We start from the raw sequence: 21,885 nt of genomic DNA on the forward strand, positions 1-21,885 counted from the left end.
GGCGCCGAGCGCGGCTTGCGGGCACCAGGCACACTTATGGCTGTGACGGTGCGAGTTGGGGCGGTACATCTCGGCTGGGATGTGGTGTCCGTTGCGGCCGGCGGCGGGGAGACACCGATCCGCCCGGTGCAAGTGGAGGGTACGTACTCGACGCCCGCCTACCTGCTGGCGGACTCGTCGGGCAGGCTGCACACCGCCGGTGTCGACCGGCTGCGCCCGGATCTGGGCATGGCCATCGCCGACGTGCGGGACATCCTCGGCCACCCGCAGATCGTGGTGGCGGGCGCCACCTGGCCCGCCCACATGGTGTTCCGGGCGCGGCTCTACAACCCGCTCGCCTCGATCGGCAGCTACCTGCGCGGCAAGCCGGACGTGGTCGCCATGCCGTACCCGGACGACTGGCCGGAGGAGAAGGTCGAGCTCTACGCCGAACTGGTCGAGCAGCTCGACGTCGAGGTGGAGCCGCTGCCGGAGAGCGTCGCGCTCTCCGGCTACGTGCGCGCGCTGAACCTGGTGAGCCCGCCGGACGAGCACGACCCGAACGGGGTCGGCGCCACCGGTGTCTACTGCGACGGCCGGACCGTGCTCGTCGTCGCGGTGCACGGCGACGACGAGCAGCCGACCGAATCGGTGGACGTGCACTTCGACCCGGCCGCGCTGCGCGAGGCGCGCGCCGCCGACGACGTGGTGATCGAGGTGATGGCCGCGGCCCGCTCGATCGGCGCGGACACCTCGACGATCCTGCTCGCAGGCAATGTCTACGACAACGAGCCGCTGCGCTTCGCCTTCCGCAACCACCTCGGGCAGCGCTTCCGGATCGCCGACCACCCGATCCACGCGCTGGTGCTCGGCGCCGCGCACCTGCTGGTCTCCGAGGGCGACGCGGGCGAGCCGGAGCAGGGCGGCAGGCATGCCGAGCGGTCCGGCGGCGAGCAGGGCGCGAGTGTGGCGCAGCCGGAGGCGGCGGCCTGGAGCAGCTCGGTGCAGCGGGACGAGCCCGAGCCGCCCGCCGGGTCGGACCGGGGCGGGCTGTGGAACCGGATGCGGGACAATTTCTTCGGCGCCCCCGCGGTCGCCGGGGCGATGGCGCTCGCGGTGGTCGCGCTGCCCGGCGACGGGCACGTCACCGCGGCAGAGCCGCCGGTCCCCGCGCTCGCGGCCGCGGCGGCTGCCCCGGCGCTGCCAGGGACCGGGTTCGCGGGGTCGGCGCGGGTCGCCGATGCCGCCGTGCCTGCACCGGGGGCCCCGGTGCTGCCCGCCGGCTTCGGGCAGCCGGTCTCCTGCGCCGTGACGCCGCGGATCGCCGACCGGCACCGCGACAGCGTCGCCTCGGCCCGCGCCGAGCTGTGGTTCCGGCCGGGCCGCGACACCGCGGCCGGGGAGCCGGACTGCGTCGCGCCCGGCGTCGACACCCTTCGGTACCTCATCCCCGGCCCGCCCGGGGCCCGCGATCCGGGCCCGCCGATCGCCATCTGAGCCGATTCGGCCGCCGGACCGGCGGCTGGTATCGTGGCCGATTGGCGTGTGGACATCCGGGTTCTCCCGGATGCGCTCGAGGCCCGGGTCTCCACCGGCCGCCGGGATCCCTCGACCATGCGCCAGGCCGGCAACACCGACGACAGACAGGGATGCACTGTGCCTACGTACAGCCCGAAGGCGGGTGACGTAACCCGCAAGTGGTACGTCATCGACGCCACTGACGTAGTGCTCGGACGCCTTGCCGTGCAAGCAGCGACGCTGCTTCGCGGCAAGAACAAGCCGACCTACGCGCCGAACTTCGATGGTGGCGACTTCGTCATCATCATCAATGCCGACAAGATCTCGCTCAGCGGGAACAAGCGGCAGGACAAGCTGATCCACCACCACTCCGGCCACCCGGGCGGCCTCAAGTCGCGCTCTGTCGGTCAGGTCATGGAGACCCGCCCCGATCGGGTCGTGGAGAAGGCCATCAAGGGCATGATCCCCAAGAACAAGCTGGGCAACGCGATCGCGGGCAAGCTCAAGGTGTACGCGGGCGCGGCCCATCCGCACGCCGCGCAGCAGCCCATCCCGTTCGAGATCAAGCAGGTGGCCCAGTGACCGCTCCCGAAAACGACGCGCTGAACCCCGACGAGACCGAGGTCGAGGTCGAGCTCACCGAGTACACCTCGGAGGACCCGAACGCCGAGGTCGTGACCGAGGACTACGGCTACGAGGGCGAGCCCGAAGAGGAGTACGCCCCGGTCCTCATCGACCGCCCGGTGCAGACCGTCGGCCGCCGCAAGGAGGCGGTCGTCCGCGTCCGCATGGTGCCCGGCTCCGGCAACTTCGTGCTGAACGGCCGCACCATCGAGGACTACTTCCCGAACAAGGTGCACCAGCAGCTGGTGAAGTCCCCGCTGGTCACCGTCGAGCGCACCGAGTCGTTCGACATCTTCGCCCGGCTCGTCGGCGGCGGCCCCTCCGGCCAGGCCGGCGCGCTGCGGCTCGGCATCGCCAGGGCCCTGATCGAGGTCACCCCGGACGACCGCCCCGCGCTCAAGCGGGCCGGCTTCCTCACCCGTGACCCGCGCGCCACCGAGCGCAAGAAGTACGGCCTGAAGAAGGCCCGCAAGGCGCCGCAGTACTCGAAGCGCTGATCTACTCGATCGTCCGAGAGCAGGCCACCGGCGCCGCCGGTGGCCTGCTCTCGTGGTGTACGCGGAACTTTCTCGAGGACGTATAAATGGGACGCTTGTTCGGCACCGACGGCATTCGCGGGCTCGCCAACGGCACGCTCGGCCCGGAACTCGCACTCCAGGTGGCCGGTGCGGCCGCCGAGGTGCTCGGCAGGGGCAAGGCCCGCCCGCTCGCGGTGATCGGCCGCGACCCGAGGGCGAGCGGCGAGATGCTGGAGGCCGCGGTCACCGCCGGGCTCACCGCGGCGGGGGTGGACGTGCTCTCGGTCGGCGTGCTGCCGACGCCTGCCGTCGCCTACCTGACCGGGCTCTACGACGCCTGCCTCGGCGTGATGATCTCGGCCTCGCACAACCCTATGCCGGACAACGGCATCAAGATCTTCGCGGCGGGCGGGCACAAGCTCGACGACGCGATCGAGGACCGGATCGAGGCCCTGATCAGGGCGAACACCCCGCAGCGGCCGACCGGCGCCGGGCTCGGCCGGGTGCGCAGCGCCTCCGCCGCCGCCGGGCCGGACGTGCCTGCGAAGTACTCGCTGGCCGGAACGCACGAGCGCTACGTCGAGCACCTGGTCGCCACCACCGGTGAGGACCTCGCCGGGCTCACCGTCGTGGTCGACTGCGCCAACGGCGCCGCCGCCGAGGTGGCCCCCGCGGTCTACCGGGCGGCGGGCGCGACGGTGATCGCGATCAACGCCGAGCCGGACGGGCTCAACATCAACGACGGCTGCGGCTCCACCCACCTGGGCCCGGTGCAGGCGGCGGTGCTGGAGTACGGCGCCGACCTCGGCCTCGCGCTCGACGGCGACGCCGACCGCTGCCTCGCGGTGGACGCCACCGGCGCCGTCGTCGACGGCGACGCCATCCTCGCGGTGCTCGCCATCGGCATGCGCGAGCGCGGCGAGCTGGCCGATGACACCCTGGTGGCGACGGTCATGAGCAACCTCGGGCTGCACATCGCCATGCGCGAGGCCGGGATCGCGCTGCGCACCACCGGCGTCGGCGACCGCTACGTGCTGGAGGAACTGCGCCGCGGCGGGTTCAGCCTCGGCGGCGAGCAGTCCGGCCACGTCATCCTGCCCGCGCACGGCACCACCGGCGACGGCGTGCTCACCGGGCTGCACCTGATGGCGCGGATGGCCGCGACCGGGCGGAGCATGGCCGAGCTGGCGAGCGTGCTCAGCACGGTGCCGCAGGTGCTGGTGAACGTCCCGGTGAGCGACAAGTCGCTGGTGGCCGCGGCGCCCGCGGTGCGCGCGGCGGTGGCCGAGGCGGAGCGCTCGCTCGGCGACAGCGGCCGGGTGCTGCTGCGCCCGAGCGGAACCGAGGAGCTGGTCCGGGTGATGGTCGAGGCCACCGACCCGGAACGGGCGCGCCAGCTCGCCGCCGATCTGGCCCGCCTGGTCGGCTCGTTCTAGCCGAGCTGCCAGGCGCGCAGGAAACCGGTGAAGAGCACGAGGAAGCCGCCGACCTCCGCGACGATCAGCAGCACGGTCGCGAGCTTCAGCGCGACCGGGATGTCGCCGCGGTACTGATTGGTGGTGTCCCGGCGCCACCCGTGCAGCACATAGCTGACGATCGCGCCGACGAAGAAGGCGAGCACCACCAGGTCGGCGGCGAGGTTCACCGCCGTCGGCCAGGCGCTCAGCTCGGTGAAGACCGCGAGCAGCAGCCCGGCGAAGGCGTAGAGCAGCGCCGCCCGGTGCGCGATGTCGACGTAGGGGTGCGCGGCGCCCTCCGGGGAGCTCCGCATGCCGCGGTACTTCCAGACCCCGAGCAGCAGCGCCGCCAGGAAGATCACCCCGGTGATCAGCAGCGTGACCCGGGTGTCGAGGCCGAGCGTGGCTGGCACGGTCACTCCTCCGTGAGCGTGCCGCCGGCCAGGTGCCAGCGGCGGGTGGCGCGCACCGAATCGAGCATCCGCCGATCGTGCGTGACCAGCAGCAGCGTGCCGTCGAAGGAGTCGACCGCCTGCTCCAGCTGCTCGATGGCTGGCAGATCCAGGTGGTTCGTCGGCTCGTCCAGGACCAGCAGGTTCACCCCGCGGGCCTGGAGCAGCGCCAGCGCCGCCCTGGTCCGCTCGCCGGGGGAGAGCGTGGCACAGGGACGAAGCACGTGCGGGCCGCGCAGCCCGAACTTGGCGAGCAGGGTCCGCACCTCGGCCTCCGGCAGCTCCGGCACCGCGGCGCCGAAGGTCTCGGCCAGGGTGTCGTCGGCCCGGAACAGCCCGCGCGCCTGATCCACCTCGCCGACCAGCACGCCGGAGCCGGTGCTCGCGCTGCCGCTGTCCGGCTGGATCCGGCCGAGCAGCAGCCCGAGCAGCGTGGACTTGCCCGCGCCGTTCGCACCGGTGAGCACGACCCGGTCGGCCCAGTTCAGCTGGGTGCTGATCGGGCCGAGGGTGAAGCCGCCGCGGCGCACGACCGCTCGGGAGAGCGTGGCGACCACCGAGCCGCTGCGCGGGGCCGCGGCGATCTCCATGCGCAGCTCCCACTCCTTGCGCGGTTCGTCGACCACGTCCAGCCGCTCGATCCGGCGCTGCGTCTGGCGGGCCTTGGCCGCCTGCTTCTCGGTGGACTCGGCACGCATCTTGCGCCCGGCCTTGTCCGAGTCCTGCTTGCCCTTGCGCCGCGCGTTCCGCACCCCGTGCTCCAGCCAGTTGCGCTGCATCTGCGCGCGCGCCTCCAGCCCGGACTTGGTGTCGGCGAACTCCTCGTACGCCTCGCGCGCGTGCCTGCGCGCGACCGCCCGCTCGGCCAGGTACGACTCGTAGCCGCCGTCGTAGTAGTCGACCTGCTGCTGCGCCAGATCCAGCTCCAGGATGCCGTTCACGGTGCGCGCGAGGAACTCCCGATCGTGGCTGACCACCATCATCGGCACCCGGATGCCGAGCACGAAGCGCTCCAGCCGGGCCAGGCCGTCCAGGTCGAGGTCGTTGGTCGGCTCGTCCAGCAGCAGCACGTCGTAGCGGGAGAGCAGCACCGAGGCCAGCCCGGCGCGGGCGGCCTGGCCGCCGGAGAGCGCCGTCATCGGGGTCTCGACGCCCTGCGGCAGGGTGCTGTCCAGCCCGAGCTCGGCGGAGATCTCCGCGGCGCGCTGCTCCAGGTCGGCGCCGCCGAGCGCGAGCCAGCGCTCCAGGGCGGGGGTGTAGTCGTCGGCGCCGCCGTCGGCGAGCCGCTCGGCGGCGGCGTCCATCGCGCGCTGCGCCTCGGCCACCCCGGTGCGCCTGGCGAGGAAATCGAGCACGGTCTCGCCCGGCACCCGCTCCGGCTCCTGCGCGAGGTGGCCGACGGTCGCGTCCGGCGGGCTCAGCGTGATGCCGGCGGCGGGCGCGCTCGCCAGCAGCCGCAGCAGCGTCGACTTGCCCGCGCCGTTCACGCCGACCAGGCCGATCACGTCGCCGTCGGCGAGCGTGAGATCGAGGTCGTCGAAGAGGGTGCGTTCGGCGTGTCCGGCCGCGAGACCGCGGGCGTGCAGGGTGGTGCTCACCCGCACGAGTCTGCCGTGTCCGGGTCCGACCCCGAGACCGGGCCGGGCGGAATGGGGGTCGATATGGGTACCGCGACCGATGCGGCGCGAACCCCGCTCGCGGAGAGTGGAAGTCGTCACGAGGAGGAGAACACCATGACCACCACACCGACCCGCCGCTTCACCCGCACCGCCGACGATCAGGTCGTCGCCGGGGTCTGCGGCGGCATCGCCCGCTACTTCGGCTGGAACTCGACCGTCGTCCGGATCGCGTTCGTGCTGTCCTGCCTGCTCCCGGGGCCGCAGTTCCTGGTGTACGCCGCGCTGTGGCTGCTGATGCCGAAGTACTGAGCATGCGCCCCGGATCGGCGGGTGACAGGATGGAGGGCCACACCCGCCGATCGGCCTTGCAGGAGGAGCCGTGGTCAATTCGGCCGAGTTCCCCGGGATGGACCTCCCCGACGTGGACGCCGCCTCGCCGCTGCACGACCTCGGCGAGGTCGGGCTGGCGCACCCCGGCCAGGACATCGACGGCGACGGCGCACTCGACTCGATCACCGAATCCGACGAGCACGGCCTGCGGGTCTGGACCGACACCGACCGCGACGGCCTCGCCGATCACCTGACCGTGGTGGAGAAGGACGGCGACTACGCCGCCTGGGAGTTCCACCACCACCCGGACGGCACCTCGGAGTGGGTGCGCACCGATCAGGGCAGGCTCGGCTGAGCCGCGATCCGGCGGAACCGCGAGCACCCCGGCCGCGTCGAAGGAGGGTGAGGAGGTTCCGGGCCGGGAGCGGGGCCGCCGCACATCCATCGGGCGAGCAGAAGCGGAGGGGGCGCAGCGATGAGCAGCGAGATCGTCGGGGTGAACACCGGCGAACTGAAGCGTCTGGCGAACGAACTGCAGGGGTCGGGGAGTGACGTCGGGAGCCTCGTGCGGGCCGTCTCCGACCATCTCCTCGGGCCGGGGGAGGTCGGCGCGAACTACCCGGCGGAGGGGGCGGCCATCCGGGCCGGGCTCGAGGCGCTGGGGGAGCGGATCGCAGGCTGGTCCGGCGCGACGGCGGCCGCCGCCGCATCGATTCTGGTCGCGGTGAACCGGCAGAGCGCCGCCGACCGCCTCGACTTCGGCGAGCAGTGACATGACCTTCACCGTGCCCTCCGGGGCTACCGTCGCCCAGCTGCTGGAGCTGGGGTCGCAGAGCCTGCTGTACTTCGAGCACTTCGGCCCGCGCTACCAGCGCTGGGCGAAGACGGTGCCGGAGAACGGCGACTACGCCACCCTGCACCGCCGCTTCTACGAGCAGAACGGGGTGTCCGAGGAGCGGATTCGCGCCACCGCCGACGCACTGCGCGGGGTGCTCGGTGCGCTGCGCGAGCAGTACCAGGCGCAGGGCGACAGCACGCGCGGGATCGCCGGGGTCTGGCAGGGGGCGGCGGCCGCCGCCGAGATCTCGCTGCTGAACCGGCAACTCGCGGTCGCCGAGGTGGATATCGCCGCGCTCGCCGAGATCTCCGCCGCCTTCGACCGCCTGCCTGAGTTGCTGCGCGACGCGGTGCGCGGCAAGGCCGAGATCGTGCCGCAGATCTTGGAGCACGGCACCGAGCTGAAGATCGACGGGAAGTCGCCGGAGGATGTCGATCTCATCATCGACGGGGCCGACGGGTTCGGGTGGACGCACACGCTGAGCGCCGGTTCCGCGGCGAGCCGGGCGCAGGCGCTTTTTCCGGATCTGCGGCTCGGGGTGTGGGAGGAGTTCGTGTACGGGGGCGGGGCGGTGCAGAGTCCGTGGTCGCCGTATCAGGATGTCATCGCGGAGCGGTGCCGGGGGTGGCTGGACGAGCTTTTCGTGCCGGATTACGAGCGGAAGGTGGGGAAGTTCGGGGAGCTCTGCACCGTTGTCGACGACGGGGTTCGGCGGGTGTACGAGGGGGTTGCGGGGAAGTTCGCGGGGTTGTCGGGGGAGGGGTATCCGCGGGCGGGGGATTCGGCGTCCGAGACGCCGGGTGCCGAGGCGTCGGGTACGGCGCCGGTGAGTACCGAGCCGGTCGGCACGACGCCCGCGTCGACCACGCCTACGTCGACTACGCCTACGTCGACTACGCCCGCCGCGATAACGTCCTCGGCCACGACGCCCTCGGCCGCGACGCCGTCCGCGACAACGCCCTCGGCCACGACGCCTTCTGCGACGACGGCGACAACGCCGACACCCTCGTCGACCACGACGCCGTCGACGACAACCTCGCCGCCTTCGACAACGGCATCGCCTACGACGACGCAGTCGCCTACGACGACCACGCAGTCGCCCACGACGAGCACGCCGACCACCACGTCACCGTCGACCACGACGAGCACGCCATCGACCACAGCCATCACCACGGCTCTCGAGGGGCTCAGCACGCTGAACTCGGCGGCGCAGACCCTGACGCCGATCGCGCAGAGCGTGGCGCAATCCCTCGGCACCGGCCTCAGCGCCCTGACCGATTCGGTCACCGCGGGCATCGATGACGCTCTGGAACGCGTCCAGCAGGCTTTCGAACCGGTCGACGCGGACGGTGACGGCCGGCCCGACGACCGGGTGCTCGCCGGCTTCCCGCTCGGCGAGCAGCAGGCGGAGGTGGCGCTCGGCGCCGACGGGCAGCTCGCGCTCACCCTCACCGAGCCCGACGGATCGAGCGCCGAGTACCGGCTGGAGACCGACGAGAACGGTCACCCGGTGCTGGTCCAGGTCGACCCGGAGACCGGCGAGAAGATCGAGCCAGAGGGTGACGAGGCGGCCCCCGGCGACGATCCACGGTCCAGGTCTGCCCCGGACGACGCCCAGGCTCCGGATGAGGCACCGCAACCGGCCGACGCGGATCCGGCGACCCCCGATCCGGCGAATCCGACTCCCGGCGCCTCCTCTCCAGGTGACCCCGGCTCGGCGACCCCGGCTCCCGGTGCCTCCACTCCAGGTGACCCGGACCCGGTGACCCCGGCTCCAGGTGACCCCGGCTCGGCTCCAGGTGACCCGGACCCGGCGACCCCGGCTCCGGGTGTCCCCGGTACGGCGGCTCCGGTTCCGGGTGGGGATGCGCAGGCGAACCCCGCTCCCGCCGATCCGGCCCCGGCGAACAACCCCGGCACCGGAATCCCGGCCGCCCCGCGCCGGGAGGAGGACGGCGAGCACCGCTCCCGGGAATTCCCGGACAGCGCACCGGCCGAACCACCGGACCCGGACAGCGGCGCCCGACTCTCGGAAGCGGGCCCCCTGTGAACCGCCGCCCGGCGGGCACCCACCGCTGGTCCGCCTCGCTCCGCGGCGGCGCGGGCCACCGCCCGGCCCTGCGCTGCGCAGGCCCCGTCGACCGCCGCCTCGACGCACCCGCCGACCCCGTCCCCGACGACCCGACCCGGGACGAACCGGGCGCACCGGCGAAGGAAGGTGAATCACCGTGACCCTCGACGCCGACCTCGACCGCATAGCCGCCGAGTCCAGCCGCCGCTCCGCCGCCGTCATCGACGAACTCACCTCGGCCAACGCCCGCACCGCCATCGTCGCCACCGACCTCGCCACCCGCTCCGCCCGAGCCATCGAGGCCCTCCAGCGCAGGCAACCACCCGCCGAACCTCGGCAGGAGGCCCTGCCGGACGTGGTGAGCACGCCCGGCGCACCTGGGTGGCCGGTACCCGAGCACCCGGACTCGAGCCCCGCGCCGGATCCGAGCTTCGCACCGGGTGCCGCACCGGAGCGCACAGGCAGGCATGCCGCTCCGGACCCGGACGAGAACACCCGCCCGCTCCGGCGCGCCCCCGTCCCGGCCGACGCGGACAGGGAGGAGCTACAGGAGCGCCGCGATGCGATCGCACGCTCGATCGCCGCCCGCAGGGCGCAGAGCGTCGCCCGGCCGAGCGACCAGGACGACGAGGAGGGCGAGTACTACCGGCGCACCAGCTGGCTGATCTGACGCAGCCCGATCTTCCCCCGCCCCGCCTCCGGCTCGACCGGCGCGTGCGGGTCGACGGCGGTGGTCCGCGGAATCTCCGCCTCGGGGTCGGCGAAGGCGGCGTAGGTCTTGTCGCCGAGCAGGGTGTGCAGCAGGTACCCGGTGAGCAGCGCACGAGTCGCCCGCGCGTTCTTCGCCTCGAACTTGCCGATGCCGAAGGTGGCGAGCGAGCGCCGCCCCTCGATGAGCCCGTTGTGCGAGGCGCCCTCCAGGGTGCGCAGCACCAGCGGCCCACCCCACGCCTTCGCCAGCGGCAGCGTGTCGGAGCTCACCGACTTGGCGTCCACCTCGCCGCCGAGCACGAAGGCGGGGATGTCCAGGTCCGGCGCGAGCTCCTCGGCGGCGGGCGCGGTGGGGGCGGGGAAGAGCGCGACGTACGCGGCCACCCGGCGCTGCGCGGCGGCGATGGCGGCGGCGCCCGCGCCCATGCCGTGCCCGGCGAGCGCGAGCTTCTCCGGGTGCACGCTGATCGAGCCGTTGCCGAGCCGGACGCCGGTGCAGATGTCGAGCGTGGTCAGCAGGTCGGTGCCGAGCCCGAGGTGCGAGGGGATCGGGCCGCGCTCGGTGTCCGGCGCGGCGGCGACGATGCCCCAGGAGGCGAGGTGCTGCAGCAGCTCGCGGTAGTTGCCTGCCTTGGTCAGCCAGGCGTGCCCGAAGGCGACGGCGGGCAGGTTGGTGCCGCTCTCGGGGGTGAAGACGACGCCGGGCAGCCCGGCCACCGCGAGGTTCCCGCGGAGCACCCGGTGCGGGCCACGGCTGGTCAGGGTGGTCACGAGTGATTTCACAGACGCCGACACGACGTGAACGGTAGCCGATAAGTACTGTGGGGAGCCATGTGCGGAATCGTGGGGTACGTCGGGCATCGGGATGCGCTCGGCGTCGTCGTCGACGCGTTGCGCCGCATGGAATATCGCGGGTACGACTCGGCGGGCGTCGCGATCCTGGACGGCGCGGGCGCGATCTCGGTGGAGCGCAAGGCCGGCAGGCTCGCCAATCTGGAGGCCGAGCTGGCCGAGGCGGGGGCGAGCCGGTTCGCGGGCACGGCGGGCATGGGGCACACCCGCTGGGCGACGCACGGCGCGCCCACCGACCGCAACGCGCACCCGCACCGGGACGGCAGCGGCACGGTCGCGGTGGTGCACAACGGCATCATCGAGAACTTCGCGCCGCTCCGGCGTGAGCTGGAGAACTCCGGCGTCGAGTTGAGCAGCGACACCGACACCGAGGTCGCGGTGCACCTGGTCGCCGCGGCCTACGCCGCCGGCCCCACCGCGGGCGATTTCGTGGCGAGCGCGCTCGCCGTGGTTCGCCGCCTGGAGGGCGCCTTCACGCTGGTGTTCACGCACGCCGAGCACCCGGGCACGATCATCGCGGCGCGCCGCTCGACCCCGCTGGTGGTCGGCGTCGGCAAGGGCGAGATGTTCCTCGCCTCGGATGTCACCGCGTTCATCGAGCACACCAGGGAAGCGGTCGAGCTCGGCCAGGACCAGGCCGTCGTGATCACCGCCGACAGCTACCGGGTCACCGACTTCGACGGCGCCGACGCCGGCCACCGCACCCGCCCCTTCACCATCGACTGGGATCTGGCGGCTGCCGAGAAGGGCGGCCACGACTACTTCATGCTCAAGGAGATCGAGGAGCAGCCGACGGCGGTGGCCGACACGCTCATGGGGCACTTCACCCAGGACGAGTCCGGCGGCCGGATCGTGCTGGACGAGCAGCGCCTCGCCGACCAGGAGCTGCGCGACTTCGACAAGGTCTTCGTCGTCGCCTGCGGCAGCGCCTACCACTCCGGGCTGCTGGCCAAGTACGCCATCGAGCACTGGACCCGGCTGCCGGTCGAGGTCGAGCTGGCCAGCGAGTTCCGCTACCGCGACCCGGTGCTCGACCGCTCCACCCTGGTCGTCGCCATCTCGCAGTCCGGCGAGACCGCGGACACACTGGAGGCGGTGCGGCACGCCAAGGAGCAGAAGGCGCGGGTGCTCGCGATCTGCAACACCAACGGCGCGCAGATCCCGCGTGAGTCCGACGCGGTGCTCTACACCAGGGCCGGGCCGGAGATCGGCGTCGCCTCCACCAAGGCGTTCCTCGCGCAGGTGACGGCGAACTACCTGGTCGGGCTGGCGATCGCGCAGGCGCGCGGCACCAAGTACCCGGACGAGGTGGCGCGCGAGTTCGCCGAGCTGGAGGCGATGCCGAAGCTGGTCTCCCGGGTGCTGGAGACGGCGCCGCAGGTGCGGGCCATCGCGCGCGAGCTGGCGCAGGTGCCGACGGTGCTCTTCCTCGGCAGGCACGTCGGGTACCCGGTGGCGCTGGAGGGCGCGCTCAAGCTCAAGGAGCTCGCGTACATGCACGCGGAGGGGTTCGCCGCGGGCGAGCTCAAGCACGGCCCGATCGCGCTGATCGAGCAGGGGCTGCCGGTGATCGTGGTCATGCCGTCGCCCAAGGGGCGCGCGGTGCTGCACTCCAAGCTGCTCAGCAATATCCGGGAGATCCAGGCCCGCGGCGCGCGGACCATCGTGATCGCGGAGGAGGGCGACGACACGGTGCGGCCGTTCGCCGACGACCTCATCGAGATCCCGACGGCGCCGACGCTGTTCCAGCCGCTGCTCTCCACCGTGCCGCTGCAGATCTTCGCCGCCGAGGTGGCGCAGGCCCGCGGGTACGACGTGGACAAGCCGCGGAACCTGGCCAAATCGGTGACGGTCGAGTGAGCCGGGGGCGGGCCCGCGCCCGCCCCCGCTACTCCACGACGACGGCGCCGCGCATCTCCGGGTGCAGCGAGCACAGGTAGCGGTAGTTGCCCGGCGTGGTGAAGGTGTAGCTCCAGGAGCCCTTGTTCAGGATCGGGCTGTTGAGGCCCATCGCCCGGTCGCCGATGCCCTGCACCGAGTGCGCCGCGCTGTCCGCGAATTCCCAGGTGACGGTGGTGCCGACCCCGACCCGCAGCTCGGCGGGGGAGAAGGCCATGTCGTCCACCCGCACGGTCATCGTGCTCGGCTCGGTGGCCTGCCGTGAGGTCGGTACGCCCGCCGCGGCGGAGGTGCCGCTCGCCGGGGCGGCCGTGCCGGAATCGTCGGTGCCGCAGGCCGCCGTGCACGCGGCGATGGCGACGGCGGCGATGGCGATGCGGGTGCGGCGGGAAGTGGGCATGATCGCCAAGCGTAGTCGGCGACCGGGGGCGGGCTCGCCCGCCGCGCCCCCGCGCCGGCGCGCGGGCACTGTGCGATGCTCGCGCCGGACCGTGCACGGGTAGTCGAGGCAGCGCAGGAGGGGTCATGGCGTTCTCCCGTCGGGGGTACTACACCGCGGATCAGGTGCGGGCGGCCGAGGCCGAGCTCTTCACCCGGGTCGCGGACGGGGTGCCGATGCGGCGCGCGGCGCACGGGCTCGCCACCGTGGTGGCGCGCGAGCTCGCGGAGCGTACCGGCGGGGTGGCGGGGCGCCGGGTGGCGCTGCTGGTGGGGTCGGGCGACAACGGCGGCGATGCGCTGTGGGCGGGTGCCGCGCTGCGCCGCCGGGGTGTCGCGGTCACCGCGCTGCTGCTGCAGCCGAAGCGAGCGCACGCCGCCGGGCTGGCCGCGCTGCGCCGGGCCGGTGGCCGGGTGCTGAACGCGGGCTGCGCGGTGCCACCGCACCCGGCGTCGCTCGCGGCGCTCGACGCCGACCTGGTGCTCGACGGCATCGTCGGCATCTCCGGGCGCGGCTCCCTGCGCCCCGACGCGGCGGCGCTGGTCGCCGCCGTCCGCGCACCGATCATCGCCGCCGACCTGCCGAGCGGCGTCGACCCGGAGACCGGCGCGGCCGACGGCCCGGCCGTGCGCGCCGCGGTGACCGTCGCCTTCGGCGCGCGGAAACCGGTGCACGCGCTGGCGGTGCCGTACTGCGGGCGGATCGAGCTGGTCGAGATCGGATTGCGCCTGCCCGAACCGGAGTTCGCCGCGCTCGAGCCCGCCGAGATCGGCGCGCTGTGGCCGGTGCCAGGCGCGCACGACGACAAGTACAGCCAGGGCGCGACCGGTATCGCCGCGGGCAGTGCCCGCTACCCGGGCGCGGCGGTGCTCTGCGTCGGCGGCGCGGTGGCCGCGACCTCCGGCCTGGTGCGGTACGCGGGCACCGGCGCCGACGCGGTGCTCGCCCGCTTCCCCGAGGTCGTCGCCACCGCGGACCCCGCGAGCGCGGGCCGGGTGCAGTCCTGGGTGATCGGCCCCGGCGCGGGCACCGACGCCGCCGCCGCCGAACGACTGCGCACCGTGCTCGGCACCGACCTGCCCGTGGTCGTCGACGCCGACGCCCTCACCATCCTGGCCGCCGACCCCGCGCCGCTGCGCGGTCGCGCCGCCCCGACCGTGCTCACCCCGCACGCGGGCGAGTTCGCCCGGCTCACCGGCCACCCCGTCGGCGCCGACCGGGTCGCCGCGGTCCGCGATCTGGCCCGCGCGTGGAACGTCACGGTCCTGCTCAAGGGCCGCGCGACGCTCGTCGCCGCCCCCGACGGCAGCGTCCTCGTCAACGAGGCGGGCGGCTCCTGGGCCGCCACCGCGGGCGCGGGCGACATCCTGGCCGGCGTCATCGGCGCGCTCCTCGCCGCGGGCCACGACCCCGCCTTCGCCGCCGCGGCGGCCGCCCGCGCCCACTCCCTCGCCGCCAACCTCGCCGCCGCCCCGCCCGGCATCCCGGCAGCACTGCCGGTCTCCGCACGGACCGCGTTCGCCGCCGCGCCGACGACAACCCCTGCGACCGCGCCCATTTCGGCGACCCCGCTCCTCGAACACCTCCGCCCCGCCATCGCGACGCTGCGCGCCACCGCCCCCGCCGACCGGTGACCGGACCCACGCCGGAACAGCCGCGAGCGCCGGTGCCCCCGATCACAGTGGCAGGATCGGAGACCGTGCATGCGCAAGCGGAGACCGTCGTCGACCTGGGCGCCATCGCGCACAACGTGCGGATCCTGCGGGAGCACGCGGGCACCGCGGCGCTGATGGTCGTGGTCAAGGCGGACGGCTACAACCACGGCGCGGTCGAGGTCGGCCGCGCCGCGCTGGCGGCGGGCGCCCGCGAACTCGGGGTCACCACGGTGGCCGAGGCGGTGGCGCTGCGCGAAGCCGGGATCACCGCGCCGGTGCTCTGCTGGCTCAACGACGCCGATGCCGACTTCGCCGCCGCCGCCCGCGCCGACGTCGAGCTCGGCATCTCCTCGCTCGCGCACCTGGAGGCGGTGGCCGCGGCCGCCCGCGCCACCGGCTGCGCCGCGGTGCTGAGCCTCAAGGTGGACACCGGGCTGAACCGCAACGGCATCGCCGCCGCCGGCTACCCCGCCGTGCTGACCGCGCTGCGCGCCCTCGTCGACGAGCAGGTGGTGCGGCTGCGCGGCATCTTCTCGCACCTCGCGCACGCCGACGAGCCCGGCCACCCCTTCCTCGACGTGCAGCGCGCCCGCTTCGTCGAGGCGGTCGCGCTGGCCAAGGAGCACGGCCTGGAACCCGACGTGCTGCACCTCGCCAACTCCGCGGCCACGCTGACCAGGCCCGATCTCGCCTTCGACATGGTGCGGCCCGGTATCGCGGTGTACGGGCTGAACCCGGTCCCCGAGGCCGGTGACTTCGGGCTGCGCCCGGCCATGACCTTCCGGGCCAGGGTGGCGCTGGTGAAGGAGGTCGCGGCGGGCGAGGGTGTCTCCTACGGCCACGAATGGATCGCGCCACGGGACACCACGGTTGCGCTGATCCCCGCCGGGTACGCCGATGGTGTGTTCCGAACGCTCGGCGGCCGCCTCGACGTCTTCGTCGGCGGCGCACGACATTCCGGCGTCGGGCGGGTGTGCATGGATCAGTTCGTCGTCGATCTCGGCGCGAACGCCGCCGGGGTGCGCCCCGGCGACGAGGCCGTGCTCTTCGGCGCCGGCCCCGGCGTGCCGGGCGCGCAGGAGTGGGCGGAGCTGCTCGGGACCATTCACTATGAAGTGGTGTGCGCCCCGCGCGGCCGGGTGCGCCGGACTTTCACACAGGAGGACGGGTGAGCCAGGATCGCGCAGCGGCTTGTTCGTCCGACCGGGTGCGGGTGCCCCGCACGGACACAGGAGGACCGATGAAGCGGATCGTGCAGGGTGGCGCGGCGACCGCGGTCGCCGTGAGCGCGCTCGCCGTCGCGCACGTGCTGCGGCGCATGGGTTCCCGGGTGCTCTGGCCCGCGCGCGCCGACGAGTACCGGGACGAGGACTTCGGCCTGCTCGGCCGCGACCGCGCCGCCGTGGTGCACGCCACCGACGGCGTCCCGCTCGCGGTCCGCGAGCACGGCCCGGCCGACGCCGCGGTCACCGTCGTCTTCGTGCACGGCTTCTGCAACGACATGACCTCCTACCACTTCCAGCGCCGCGACCTCCCCGCGCGCTGGGGCGACCGGGCCCGGCTGGTCTTCTACGACCAGCGCGGCCACGGCGAGTCCGGCGTCCCGGAGGCGGCGAACTGCACGGTGGCCCAGCTCGCCGACGACCTGGCCGCCGTGGTCGAGGCGCGCGCCCCGCACGGCCCGGTCGTGCTGGTCGGGCACTCGCTCGGCGGCATGGCGGTGCTGGCCGCCGCGGCCGCGCACCAGGGGCTCTTCCGGCAGCGGGTCGCGGGCGTCGTGCTCATCTGCACCACCGCCGCGGGGATGACCTCGGGCGGCATCGGCCAGCTGCTGCCGAGCCCCGCGCTGGACGGTTTCCGGCTCGCGGTTCGGTTCGCGCCCGCCCTGGTGCAGGCCGGCCGGGCCACCGCGCGGCACGTCATCACCCCGCTGCTGCACGTGAGCTCGTTCCACGGCCAGGTGAGCCCGACGGTCTCCCGCTTCACCACCATGATGATCGACCGCACCCCGGTCGCGACCATCGTCAAGTTCCTGCAGGCCATCGAGGTGCACGACGAGTCGGCGGCGCTGCCCGCGCTGGCCGGGGTGCCCGCGCTGGTGATCGGCGCCGGCTACGACCGGGTGATCCCGTTCAAGAACTCCGAGCTGCTCGCCCGCGAGCTCCCGGAGGCCGAGCTGGTCCGGCTGGACGACGGCGCGCACATGCCGCACCTGCAGTTCCCGGACGCCGTCAACGCGGCGCTGGACCGGCTCTTCGCCAGGGCGGTGCCGAGCACGGGCGAGCGACGGGCCGCCGGTGGCTGATCCGGTCACCAGGCTGCTGCCGACGGTCGAGGACACCGAGGCGCTCGGCCGGGAACTCGCCGCCGGGCTGCGCGCGGGCGACCTGGTGGTGCTGGACGGCCCGCTCGGCGCGGGCAAGACCGCGCTCACCCGCGGCATCGCGGCCGGGCTCGACGTGCTCGGCCGGGTGAGCTCGCCCACCTTCGTGATCGCGCGGGCGCACCGGGCGGGCGGCCGCGGCGTCGGGCTGGTGCACGTGGACGCCTACCGGCTCGCCGGTGACCTGGACGAACTCGACGCGCTCGACCTGGACGCGGACCTGGACCGCGCGGTCGTCGTCGTCGAGTGGGGGCGCGGCGTCGTCGAGCACCTGACCGATCGGCACCTGCTGGTCCGGCTGGTCCGGGAGCCGGAATCCGATGTGCGAACGGCCAGTTGGGAGTGGGTCCGGGAGCGGTGAACCCGCGGCCCTTCGGGGGCGGTACCACCCGGTATCGTTGACCGAATCATGCTTGTACTCGCCGTCGACACCGCGACCCCCGCCGTCACCGCGGGGCTGGTACACCTCGAGCAGACCGGAGCCGGGCCGATCCCGGATCGGGTGCGCACCGTCGCCTCCCGGGTGCACGTCGACGCCCGCGCGCACGCCGAGGTGCTGACCCCGCAGATCCTGGAGTGTCTCGCCGAGTCCGGCTGTGCCCGTACCGACATCGACGCCGTCGTCGCCGGGGTCGGGCCGGGCCCGTTCACCGGGCTCCGCGTCGGCATGGCGACCGCGGCCGCCTTCGGCGACGCGCTCGGCATCCCGGTGTACGGCGTCTGCAGCCTGGACGCCATCGCCGCCGATGCCGGGCGGGAGCCGCCCGGCGAAATCCCGGCCCTCGGCGCCGATCCCGACGCCGCCGGGCTGCTGGTGGTGACCGACGCCAGGCGCCGCGAGGTGTACTGGGCGCGCTACCGCGACGGGCTGCGGGTCGCGGGCCCCGCGGTGGACAAGCCCGCCGACGTCGACCCGGACACCGTCGCGGCGATCGCGGGCTCGGCCTCGCACGTCGACCTCTTCGACCTGCCGGTGCTCCCGGTGGAGAGCCCGTCGCCGCGCGGCCTGGTCACCGTCGCCGCGCCCGCGCTGCTCGCGGGCGCCGCGCCGGAGCCGCTGGTCCCGCTCTACCTGCGCAGGCCGGACGCGGTCGAGCGCAGCTACCGCACCCTCGACCGGACGGGAGCGTGATCGTGGCCATCCACATCGAGCCGATGCGGCCCCGCGACATCGAGCGCTGCGTCGAGCTCGAGCAGCTGCTCTTCCCGGAGGACGACCCGTGGCACGCGGTCGCCTTCCGCTCCGAGCTGGCCGGCTCACACAACCGCTACATCGCGGCCCGTGACTCCGACGGCAGGCTGGTCGGCTACGCCGGGATCGCGCTGCTCGGCGACGCCGCGTACCCGGAGGCCGAGGTGCACACCATCGGCGTCGACCCGGAGGTGCACCGCGCGGGCATCGGCACGCTGCTGCTGGAGTGGCTGCTGACCGAGGCGGCCAAGCGCGGCGGCCCGGTGTTCCTGGAGGTGCGCACCGACAACGCCCCCGCCATCGCGCTCTACGCCAAGCACGGCTTCCACATCATCGGGCTGCGCAAGAACTACTACCAGCCCAGCGGCGCCGACGCGTACACCATGCGCCGCCCCGAGCTCGGCGACTTCCCCGGCCTGGTGCCGGAGAGCGGCCCCGGCGCCGCCGTGCGCGGCGACGAGGTGCTCTCGTGATCGTGCTCGGGATCGAGAGCTCCTGCGATGAAACCGGGGTCGGCGTGGTGCGCAGGCACCCCGACGGCCGCTGCGAGCTGCTCGCCGACGAGGTGGCCTCCAGCGTCGAGCAGCACGCGCGGTTCGGCGGCGTCGTCCCGGAGATCGCCTCGCGGGCGCACCTGGAGGCCATCGTGCCAGCCATGCGCCGCGCGCTGGCGACCGCGGGCATCGCCAGGCCGGACGCGCTCGCCGTCACCATCGGGCCCGGCCTGGCCGGCGCGCTGCTGGTCGGGGTGGCCGCGGCCAAGGCGTACGCGGCGGCCTGGGACATCCCCTTCTACGCGCTGAACCACCTGGGCGGGCATGTCGCGGTGGACACCCTCGAGCACGGCCCGATGCCGCCCTGCGTCGCGCTGCTGGTCTCCGGCGGGCACACGCACCTGCTGCGCGTCACCGACCTGGCCGAGCCGATCACCGAGCTCGGCAGCACCGTCGACGACGCGGCGGGCGAGGCCTTCGACAAGGTGGCGCGGCTGCTCGGGCTCGGCTTCCCCGGCGGCCCCGCGCTGGACGCCGCCGCGGCCACCGGCGACCCGGCGGCGATCGCCTTCCCGCGCGGCATGACCGGCCCGCGCGACGCCAGCTACGACTTCTCCTTCTCCGGCCTGAAGACGGCGGTGGCGCGGCACGTGGAGGCGGCGCAGCGGGCCGGAATCGCCCCCGAGGCGCTGCCGATCCCGGATATCGCGGCCTCCTTCCAGGAGGCGGTCGCCGACGTGCTGACCCGCAAGGCGGTGCGCGCCGCCACGGACACCGGAGTGGACACCCTGGTGCTCGGCGGCGGCGCGACGGCGAACTCCCGGATCCGGTCGATGGCCGAGGAGCGCTGCGCGGCGGCCGGGCTCACGCTACGGGTGCCGAAGCCGCGGCTCTGCACCGACAACGGGGTGATGATCGCCGCGCTCGGCGCGCACGTCATCGCGGGCGGCGCGGAGCCGTCCCCGCTCACGGTGGAGACCGACCCGGGGCTACCGGTGTCGATCAGCCGGGTCGGCTGAGCCGGCCGGAGGGCGGCGTCAGCGCGGAACGTCGAGCGTCGGCAGGGGAGCGGAGCTCTCCGCCGTCGTTGTGGCTCCGCCCGCGGAGCCGGAGTCGACCGGAGGTGCCAGCGGCATGCTGCTCTGGGCTGGGGTCTGCGCGTTCGGCGGCAGCGGGGACGGGGTGACCGTGCGGGCGGGCGCGGTACTCGGCATCTCCAGCCCGGGGCCGAGCGAGTTCGGGAACGGGATCGGCGGGTTGTTCGGGTCCGGGCGCAGCGTGGGCGAGGTGGGCCCGGCCGGTTGGCTGGTCGTGACGGTGACCGGCGGCGTGGTGGTCTCCGGCGGCTCGGCGGTGGTGCCCGGCGCGACGACCGGCGTCGGCGTGACCGGAGGCGCGGTCGTGGTGGGGAGCCCGCCGCTGCTCGTGGTGCCCGCGGGCGAGATCTCCTCGTCCGCGATCGGCGCGAATTCGCGCACCCCGTAGCCGATCACCAGCCCGACCACGACCAGCGCGCCGACCAGCACCCCGGCCACCTTGGTCACGGTCCGGCCGGAGGTGTCGGCGCGCACCGCCGCGATCGGGGCCTCCGGCAGCGCCTGCGCCTGATCGGCGACGAGCGCGGCGCCCTTGGCGATCACGGCGTCCGGATCGGGCACGGTCAGCACCGGGATGCCGAGCCGGTCGTGCAGGGCGGAGAGCACCGCCGGGATATTGGCGCCGCCGCCGATCACGGTGACCGCCTCCGGCAGCCGCTCCGCGCGCTCGGCCGCGGTCGCGGTGAAGTGCGCGATGTCGCCGAGCAGCTCCTCGATCAGGTACTCGAAGTCCTCGCGGGTCAGCTTGAGCGGGCGGCCCGCCACGTGGTCGACGGTCACCGCGGGCGCCACCGAGAGGTGCTCCTTGGCGGCGCGCGCCCGGTTCACCAGGGTGTGCCGGTTCGGGCGGGTGCCGCGCCTGGCGAAGTGCTGATCGACCAGGTGCCGGTAGATGAGCTCGTCGATGGCGTTGCCGCTCAGCACCGAGGTGCGTTCGGCGACGAGCACCGCGCCGTCGGCCCGGTCGGCCACCGTGACGGTGAGCCCGGTGGCGCCGAGGTCGACGACGGCGACGGTGCCGTACCGGTCGAGCAGGCCGGTGTGGCGCAGGAAGGTGAGCGCGGCGGTGAACTCGGGAACCATCCGCAGCTCCCGCTGCCTGCCGGTGGCGGCGCGGATGATCTGCTCCTGCTCCTTGCCGCGGTAGGCGACAGCGACGCTGGTCGGCGCCTCGGCCGGAACCGGCTCCGGCCGCTCGGGGTAGCGGCCGCCGACCGGGTGCACCGGCTCGCGCGGGTGCGTCGCGGGCAGCTGGGTGGTCATCAGCTCGATGGACGAGGTGACCAGGTCGCCGAGGTCGGAGTGCGCGGCGTCGGCGGAGACGACCCGGTAGTCGAAGGTCTGGGCGCCGTTCGGCGCGGTGACGACGGTGGCGGAGCAGACGACCTCGTTGCCTGCCGAGATCCCCAGGGATGTTCGCATGGTCACCTCCCCTCGCGCGCGGACTGTCCGTAGCTGGCGTGTGGTGTTTCGAGTTCGAAGGCTCCGCTGTCACTGTGACGAGGAGTCACTGTGAATTCCGGTACCACCGAGCTTCGATGCCCGCCAGGTGCCGCGGAGCGGCCGACACGGAACGCTCGACCATAGTGTCACGATCCGTTATCCGAACGTTACAGATTTACCACGCCCTTGGAAAGTCCCCCAGTTCTGGTGACTGGAGGGGGCGTGTCCCCGCCGGTACGCCGCGGTAGCAGAGTCGGGCCTTGAGCGCTGGCACTCGCATGTATAGAGTGCTAGTCGACGCTGTGTGAGGGCTC

General features: G+C 73.9%; 22 protein-coding genes. 17 read left to right on the top strand and 5 right to left on the bottom strand.

Translation table 11 applies throughout. The features are described from left to right. Positions 1 to 126 precede the first annotated feature (126 nt). The 4 genes from LTT61_RS22865 to glmM all read left to right on the top strand — a co-directional run bounded on the left by LTT61_RS22865 (position 127) and on the right by glmM (position 4,075). On the top strand, positions 127 to 1,476 hold the full coding sequence (locus LTT61_RS22865) for a hypothetical protein (RefSeq protein WP_233016109.1): 1,350 nt from the start codon (positions 127 to 129) through the stop codon (positions 1,474 to 1,476). Between the two features lie 159 nt (positions 1,477 to 1,635). After that, a complete protein-coding gene (gene rplM / locus LTT61_RS22870) occupies positions 1,636 to 2,079 on the top strand; it encodes a 50S ribosomal protein L13 (protein ID WP_233021148.1) in 444 nt (147 codons plus the stop codon). After that, positions 2,076 to 2,618, top strand: coding sequence for a 30S ribosomal protein S9 (gene rpsI / locus LTT61_RS22875; RefSeq protein ID WP_420094685.1), 543 nt, complete (start codon positions 2,076 to 2,078; stop codon positions 2,616 to 2,618). The genes rplM and rpsI overlap by 4 nt, the downstream gene beginning before the upstream one ends. A gap of 86 nt (positions 2,619 to 2,704) precedes the next feature. Beyond that, positions 2,705 to 4,075, top strand: coding sequence for a phosphoglucosamine mutase (gene glmM / locus LTT61_RS22880; RefSeq protein ID WP_233016110.1), 1,371 nt, complete (start codon positions 2,705 to 2,707; stop codon positions 4,073 to 4,075). Here the strand turns inward: glmM and LTT61_RS22885 are convergent. Next, on the bottom strand, positions 4,072 to 4,509 hold the full coding sequence (locus LTT61_RS22885) for a hypothetical protein (RefSeq protein ID WP_233016111.1): 438 nt from the start codon (positions 4,507 to 4,509) through the stop codon (positions 4,072 to 4,074). The genes glmM and LTT61_RS22885 overlap by 4 nt on opposite strands. A 2-nt stretch (positions 4,510 to 4,511) precedes the next feature. Continuing rightward, complete coding sequence (locus LTT61_RS22890) at positions 4,512 to 6,146, bottom strand: ABC-F family ATP-binding cassette domain-containing protein (protein WP_233016112.1); 1,635 nt, start codon at positions 6,144 to 6,146, stop codon at positions 4,512 to 4,514. A gap of 135 nt (positions 6,147 to 6,281) precedes the next feature. On the opposite strand from LTT61_RS22890, the gene LTT61_RS22895 reads away from it, so the two are divergent. The 5 genes from LTT61_RS22895 to LTT61_RS22915 all read left to right on the top strand — a co-directional run bounded on the left by LTT61_RS22895 (position 6,282) and on the right by LTT61_RS22915 (position 10,076). Further along, positions 6,282 to 6,476, top strand: coding sequence for a PspC domain-containing protein (locus LTT61_RS22895; protein WP_233016113.1), 195 nt, complete (start codon positions 6,282 to 6,284; stop codon positions 6,474 to 6,476). A gap of 70 nt (positions 6,477 to 6,546) precedes the next feature. Then, positions 6,547 to 6,852, top strand: coding sequence for a DUF6802 family protein (locus tag LTT61_RS22900; protein WP_233016114.1), 306 nt, complete (start codon positions 6,547 to 6,549; stop codon positions 6,850 to 6,852). 120 nt (positions 6,853 to 6,972) lie between these two features. Beyond that, complete coding sequence (locus LTT61_RS22905) at positions 6,973 to 7,269, top strand: hypothetical protein (protein WP_233016115.1); 297 nt, start codon at positions 6,973 to 6,975, stop codon at positions 7,267 to 7,269. 1 nt (position 7,270) lies between these two features. Beyond that, entirely contained in the window at positions 7,271 to 9,385 is a 2,115-nt protein-coding gene (locus LTT61_RS22910) for a hypothetical protein (protein ID WP_233021327.1), read from the top strand. Positions 9,386 to 9,563: 178 nt separating this feature from the next. Then, entirely contained in the window at positions 9,564 to 10,076 is a 513-nt protein-coding gene (locus LTT61_RS22915) for a hypothetical protein (RefSeq protein ID WP_233016116.1), read from the top strand. On the opposite strand, the gene LTT61_RS22920 is transcribed toward LTT61_RS22915, so the two are convergent. Next, entirely contained in the window at positions 10,049 to 10,912 is an 864-nt protein-coding gene (locus LTT61_RS22920) for a hypothetical protein (RefSeq protein ID WP_233016117.1), read from the bottom strand. The genes LTT61_RS22915 and LTT61_RS22920 overlap by 28 nt on opposite strands. Before the next feature lie 36 nt (positions 10,913 to 10,948). Between LTT61_RS22920 and glmS the strand changes: the two genes are divergently transcribed. Next, complete coding sequence (gene glmS, locus LTT61_RS22925) at positions 10,949 to 12,829, top strand: glutamine--fructose-6-phosphate transaminase (isomerizing) (protein ID WP_233016118.1); 1,881 nt, start codon at positions 10,949 to 10,951, stop codon at positions 12,827 to 12,829. Positions 12,830 to 12,857: 28 nt separating this feature from the next. Here the strand turns inward: glmS and LTT61_RS22930 are convergent, their stop codons facing one another. Beyond that, a complete protein-coding gene (locus LTT61_RS22930; RefSeq protein WP_233016119.1) occupies positions 12,858 to 13,268 on the bottom strand; it encodes a cupredoxin domain-containing protein in 411 nt (136 codons plus the stop codon). A 125-nt stretch (positions 13,269 to 13,393) separates the two neighbouring features. On the opposite strand from LTT61_RS22930, the gene LTT61_RS22935 reads away from it, so the two are divergent. From LTT61_RS22935 to tsaD, 7 genes are all read left to right on the top strand, one after another. Continuing rightward, entirely contained in the window at positions 13,394 to 14,941 is a 1,548-nt protein-coding gene (locus tag LTT61_RS22935) for an NAD(P)H-hydrate dehydratase (RefSeq protein ID WP_233016120.1), read from the top strand. A 32-nt stretch (positions 14,942 to 14,973) separates the two neighbouring features. Continuing rightward, positions 14,974 to 16,134 (top strand): alanine racemase, encoded by a 1,161-nt coding sequence (gene alr / locus LTT61_RS22940; protein ID WP_420094686.1) that lies wholly within the window; start codon positions 14,974 to 14,976, stop codon positions 16,132 to 16,134. A gap of 68 nt (positions 16,135 to 16,202) precedes the next feature. Further along, the gene (locus LTT61_RS22945) at positions 16,203 to 17,267 is read left to right on the top strand and encodes an alpha/beta fold hydrolase (protein WP_233016122.1); all 1,065 of its coding nucleotides are present in this window, start codon (positions 16,203 to 16,205) and stop codon (positions 17,265 to 17,267) included. Continuing rightward, positions 17,260 to 17,706: a tRNA (adenosine(37)-N6)-threonylcarbamoyltransferase complex ATPase subunit type 1 TsaE gene (gene tsaE / locus LTT61_RS22950; RefSeq protein WP_233016123.1), complete on the top strand. Its 447-nt coding sequence runs from the start codon at positions 17,260 to 17,262 to the stop codon at positions 17,704 to 17,706. Before LTT61_RS22945 ends, tsaE begins: the two co-directional genes overlap by 8 nt. Positions 17,707 to 17,754: 48 nt before the next feature. Further along, a complete protein-coding gene (gene tsaB, locus LTT61_RS22955; protein WP_233016124.1) occupies positions 17,755 to 18,477 on the top strand; it encodes a tRNA (adenosine(37)-N6)-threonylcarbamoyltransferase complex dimerization subunit type 1 TsaB in 723 nt (240 codons plus the stop codon). Positions 18,478 to 18,500: 23 nt separating this feature from the next. Beyond that, positions 18,501 to 19,010 carry a ribosomal protein S18-alanine N-acetyltransferase gene (rimI, locus tag LTT61_RS22960; protein WP_233021150.1) on the top strand — a complete coding sequence of 170 codons (510 nt, stop codon included), beginning with the start codon at positions 18,501 to 18,503 and terminating at the stop codon, positions 19,008 to 19,010. Beyond that, positions 19,007 to 20,050, top strand: coding sequence for a tRNA (adenosine(37)-N6)-threonylcarbamoyltransferase complex transferase subunit TsaD (gene tsaD, locus LTT61_RS22965; protein ID WP_233016125.1), 1,044 nt, complete (start codon positions 19,007 to 19,009; stop codon positions 20,048 to 20,050). The genes rimI and tsaD overlap by 4 nt, the downstream gene beginning before the upstream one ends. Before the next feature lie 18 nt (positions 20,051 to 20,068). On the opposite strand, the gene LTT61_RS22970 is transcribed toward tsaD, so the two are convergent. Next, entirely contained in the window at positions 20,069 to 21,550 is a 1,482-nt protein-coding gene (locus LTT61_RS22970) for an Hsp70 family protein (RefSeq protein WP_233016126.1), read from the bottom strand. Between the last annotated feature and the right edge of the window lie 335 nt (positions 21,551 to 21,885).

Origin of the sequence: Nocardia asteroides (assembly GCF_021183625.1) — a bacterium.
Classification (GTDB): Bacteria; Actinomycetota; Actinomycetes; order Mycobacteriales; family Mycobacteriaceae; genus Nocardia; species Nocardia asteroides_A.